The organism is Mesotoga infera, from assembly GCA_011045915.1.
Taxonomy (GTDB): domain Bacteria; phylum Thermotogota; class Thermotogae; order Petrotogales; family Kosmotogaceae; genus Mesotoga; species Mesotoga infera_D.
Genome location: DSBT01000246.1, coordinates 1 through 4,421 on the forward strand (window position 1 = coordinate 1; position 4,421 = coordinate 4,421).

The 4,421-nt window shown below is 50.2% G+C and carries 4 protein-coding genes and 1 pseudogene; all 5 read right to left on the reverse strand.

Going from position 1 to position 4,421, the window contains the following annotated elements:
* A partial coding sequence (locus ENN47_08420; GenBank protein ID HDP78192.1) for a hydrolase-like protein occupies positions 1 to 111 on the reverse strand: 111 nt, incomplete at its 3' end.
* A 110-nt stretch (positions 112 to 221) separates the two neighbouring features.
* Positions 222 to 1,205: pseudogene (locus tag ENN47_08425) on the reverse strand (ATP-binding cassette domain-containing protein).
* A complete protein-coding gene (locus tag ENN47_08430) occupies positions 1,202 to 2,179 on the reverse strand; it encodes an ABC transporter ATP-binding protein (protein HDP78193.1) in 978 nt (325 codons plus the stop codon). Before ENN47_08430 ends, ENN47_08425 begins: the two are co-directional and overlap by 4 nt.
* Complete coding sequence (locus ENN47_08435) at positions 2,176 to 3,267, reverse strand: ABC transporter permease (GenBank protein HDP78194.1); 1,092 nt, start codon at positions 3,265 to 3,267, stop codon at positions 2,176 to 2,178. Before ENN47_08435 ends, ENN47_08430 begins: the two co-directional genes overlap by 4 nt.
* A 1-nt stretch (position 3,268) precedes the next feature.
* Positions 3,269 to 4,237 (reverse strand): ABC transporter permease, encoded by a 969-nt coding sequence (locus ENN47_08440; protein HDP78195.1) that lies wholly within the window; start codon positions 4,235 to 4,237, stop codon positions 3,269 to 3,271.
* Positions 4,238 to 4,421 lie beyond the last annotated feature (184 nt).

Below are 4,421 nucleotides of genomic sequence, written 5' to 3' on the forward strand. Positions count from 1 at the left end.
GTGCGTGAGCGCCAGCATCACTTCCCCGGATGCCCTTCCGGGCATCACTTCCTCGCGCCAGCGAGCCTCACTTCCTGCCGGAGGCAGCATCACTTCTGACCTTGATGCCACCAGCCTGCTACCACCAACGCTGGTCTTACAACGCACAACTTGGAACTTGCATCTTGCAACTGATCCTTTGTTCTTTCCAACCCCCTATCCGCTACCCCCGACCACGCTTTCGTTTCATGCAGCCAGCAGGCGACTGTATGGCCCTCGGCCACCTCGAAGTTGCCGGGCATTTCTTCACTGCAGATGTCCATCTTGTAGGGGCATCTAGGGTGAAATGGGCATCCAGACGGTGGATTTATCGGGCTAGGTGGCTCCCCCTCCAGTCTGATATTCTGAAGCTTCCGGTTCTCGGGATCCCAGTTTGGAATCGAAGCCATAAGTGCCTTTGTGTAAGGATGCGCGGGGTTGTTGAAGAGCTCTCTCGCTTCGGCAGTTTCTACGACGTTTCCCAGATACATTACCATTATTCTGTCGCTCATGTGGTGTACGACGTCTAGATTGTGCGAGATAAAGATGTAGGACATCTCGGTTTCGTCCCTCAACTCTTGGAGCAGGTTTATGATCTGACTCTGAACTGAGACATCGAGAGCAGATGTAGGTTCATCGCAAATAATCAACCTTGGTCTGACCGAGATCGAACGGGCTATCGCGATCCTCTGCCTCTGTCCACCGGAGAACTCGTGAGGGTAACGCTGAGAGTATTCGGGATAAAGGCCGACTTTCATAAGAAGCTCTCCCACGTAATCCTCTGCTTCATTTTTGGATAAGAGGTTATGTGCCTCGATCGGTTCCCTTATGATATCCCTTACCGTCATTCTAGGGTCAAGAGAATCGAAGGGATTCTGAAAGATCATCCGAACATCTCGCCGGAACTTCGAGCGCACGTTTTTTCCAAGTCCTTTGGTTATGTCGTGTTGCTTTCCATTTTCGTCATGGTAGAATAGCTTTCCGCCGGTCGGCTCGTAGATTTTCACTATGGTCCTGCCCAGAGTGCTCTTGCCACAGCCCGACTCCCCGACTACTCCAATAGTCTCTCCCCGGTTTATCTCAAGGGTTACAGACTGCATTGCCCTTACATGACCGACTACCTGTAGAAAGACACCGGCCTTTATCGGGAAGAACTTCTTAAGTCCTTCGGTAGAAAGTATCTTCATTTTTCAGATCCCCCTTCGAATAGCCAGCAGGCAGCGGTGTGGTCTTCACCAACATAGAATTCGGGCGGGTCTTTATTTCGGCAGAGCTCCATTGCGTGAGGACATCTAGGATTGAATCGGCAGCCCTCTGGAAACTCATATGCCCTGGGAACGTACCCTTCGATGTATGGCAGTTTCTTTCCCTTGAAGGATCTCGTTACTCTAGAGCTGAGAAGACCCTTGGTGTAAGGATGAGAGGGCGAGGAATACAGTTCCTTCACCCCAGACTTCTCGACGATTTTTCCGGCGTACATTACGTGAACCCTGTCTGCCAGTTCGGCAACTACCCCGAGATCATGTGTGATAAAGATTATCGAACTGCCGAATTCTCCCTGGAGCTCCCGCATTATGTTCAAAACCTGAGCCTGTATTGTGACATCCAGTGCGGTAGTTGGTTCGTCTGCGACAACTATCTCTGGATTTGTTATCAGGGCCATGGCAATCATGATTCTCTGAAGCATTCCGCCGCTCATTTCGTGGGGATACTCTCTGTATCTCTTCTCCGGTTCGGGGATATTTACCCTTCTGAGAATTGAAATGATCTCATCGTAGGTTCTGATCTGGTCCCAGGTCATGTGAGCTCTGGCAACTTCCGTTAGTTGGAACCCTATTGTGTAAAGGGGGTCGAAGGCCGACATAGGTTCCTGAAAGATCATGCTGATTTCCTTGCCCCTTATGTCCCTGTACGCCTTGTTAGAAAGTCCGACCAGGTTCTTCCCTTTGTAAAAGATTTCACCCTCGACCTTGGCCGGCGGCACTTTTATCAGACCGAGAAGTGTCTGTACGGTAACGCTCTTACCACAGCCGGATTCCCCGACAAGCGCGAGAATCTCGCCCTCCTCGAGATTGAAGCTTATGTCGTCCACAGCCTTTACAAGACCGTCCGGAGTCCTGAAATAAGTTTTGAGATTCTTTACCTCAAGTATTTCGCTCATACCTTCTCCACCGCCCTGTAAGGATCGACGGCGTCTCTCAAAGCGTCTCCCACAAAGTTAAAAGAGAGGACCGCTACAATTATGAAGATTTCCGGAACCATAAGCCAGGGATGGGCCTCCAGTTCGGATAGAGACTGAGCCTGTTTCAGAAGCAGGCCCCAGCTTGTCATAGGTTCCTTTATACCGAGTCCCAAGAAGCTTATCGCGCTCTCTCCCAGAATCATTCCCGGTATTGAAAGTGTAGAGACAACAATTAGATAGCTTATCGTGTTGGGAATCAGGTGACGCGTTATTATCTTCATGTTCGATACACCGGATACTCTAGCGGCCAGGATGAACTCTTTTTCTCTCAGACTTAAGACCATTCCTCTGACAACACGTGCAACGCCCATCCAGCCGATTAGTGAAAGAACGATGACGATTCCGAAATAGACCCAGGTACTGGGCCATTGAGGAGGTAGAATCGTGGCCAGGGCCAACCAGAGCGGGATTCTCGGGAAGGATCTCAAAAGCTCTATGAAACGCTGTATGACTACATCTACAGTCCCGCCGTAGAATCCGGAAAGCGCTCCCACTATCGCTCCTATGAATACGCTTATCAGAGTGCCCACGAGGCCGACTGTCATTGAGACCTTCCCCCCGATCAGGACCCTGGAGAATAGATCCCTGCCAAATCTGTCCCCGCCAAAAAGAAGAACCATCGCTACATCGGAAGATTCTTCAACACCGAAGAGATGGAGATCGGTCTTGAAAATCCCCCAAAATCTGTATTCCTCTCCCCTGACGAAGAACTTCACGGGAACTGGCCGGCTGGTGTCTTCGGAGAATTCCAGCCTGTAAGTCACGGGATTTCTGACCTTCTTCATCCCGTACACGAAGGGGCCTCTCCAGTTGCCTTCTTCATCGAAGAATCGGATCTTCGACGGCGGCGCATAGACGAAATTCCTGTGGGAGGTCACATAGCTGTATGGTGCTATGAAGTCGGAAAATATGACAAGAAGATACATGATTGAAAGGGCTATCAAGCCAATGACTCCAAGTTTATGTTTGAAGAAATTCTTTGCGATCCGGCTTTTCGTGGTCTGCATATCAGCTCATCCTTATCCGTGGGTCGAGAACGGCAAGCGCTATGTCGGCAAATAGATTCCCGATCTGGGTTATGATGGCGATGAACATAAGGAACGTCATTACGAGATACTGGTCGTGGTTGAGAAGCGCGTTATAGAAGAACGGCCCCATCGTCGGCAGATTCAGGACGATAGCGGCTATTATCGTGCCGCTGAATACGTTTGGAAGCTCCGTTCCAGCTATGCTTACCATCGGATTGAGGGCGTTCTTAATTGCGTGTCTTTTGACGGTCTTCTCATCGAGGCCGTGGGCTCTGAGAGATGTTACAAAGGGAGAAGAGATGACATCCAGCATATTCCCGCGCATGACGCGCATGAGTCCTGCAAGACCGCTCATGCCTACAACGATGAGAGGAATCCACAGGTGCTTCAGTAGATCCACGAGCTTTGCCAGGCTGAATGGCGCCCCGACAAACTGGGGCGAAAAGAGGCCGCCGACCGAGGTTGCTCCCATCTGCAGCATGAGATACATAAGAATCAGCGCCAGAAAGAAGTCCGGAATAGAAAGACCTATGAAGCCGACAACTGTCAGCGAATAGTCACCGAATGAATATGGATGCAGCGCCGGGTAGATTCCCATGGGAACGGCAAGGATCCACTGAAAAACGATGGCACCCAGCGCAACGAAGACCGTCCAGCCCATCTGTTCCCATATAAGCTCTCCCACAGGTCTTTGAAAGGCAAAGGAGTAGCCGAAGTCTCCTCTGGTTACTATCCCCTTGATCCAGTTCCAGTATCTTACGTGGGCCGGTTCATCGAGACCGAGATTCTTTCTGAGTAGCTCGATCTGCGCCGGTGATATCCTCGGGTTGTCTAGATACTGGCTTATGAAATCACCGGGCTGGAGCTCGGTGATCACGAAACAGATCACGGATATGAAGAACATCATTGGAATCATGATAAGCAATCTTCTGGCGATAAAAGACCACATAACCTTCCTCCGGAGAAGTAAAGCGGGAGGAGATTTTCCTCCCGCGGATGAAGCGCTTATTTCTTAAATAGGGCTTCCTGAAAAAGCGTACAAAGCGCATGAATAGTGAAGTACAGGCGAATAATGTGGTATAATGGTGCAAGGGAAAACAAGGTATAGACTCAAAAAGCTTGCACCGAGGTGA

Bases quoted from the DNA above. Each gene is read 5' to 3' on its own strand.
- ENN47_08430 (HDP78193.1), bottom strand. From the start codon at position 2,179: ATGAGCGAAATACTTGAGGTAAAGAATCTCAAAACTTATTTCAGGACT.
- ENN47_08435 (HDP78194.1), bottom strand. From the start codon at position 3,267: ATGCAGACCACGAAAAGCCGGATCGCAAAGAATTTCTTCAAACATAAA.
- ENN47_08440 (HDP78195.1), bottom strand. From the start codon at position 4,237: ATGTGGTCTTTTATCGCCAGAAGATTGCTTATCATGATTCCAATGATG.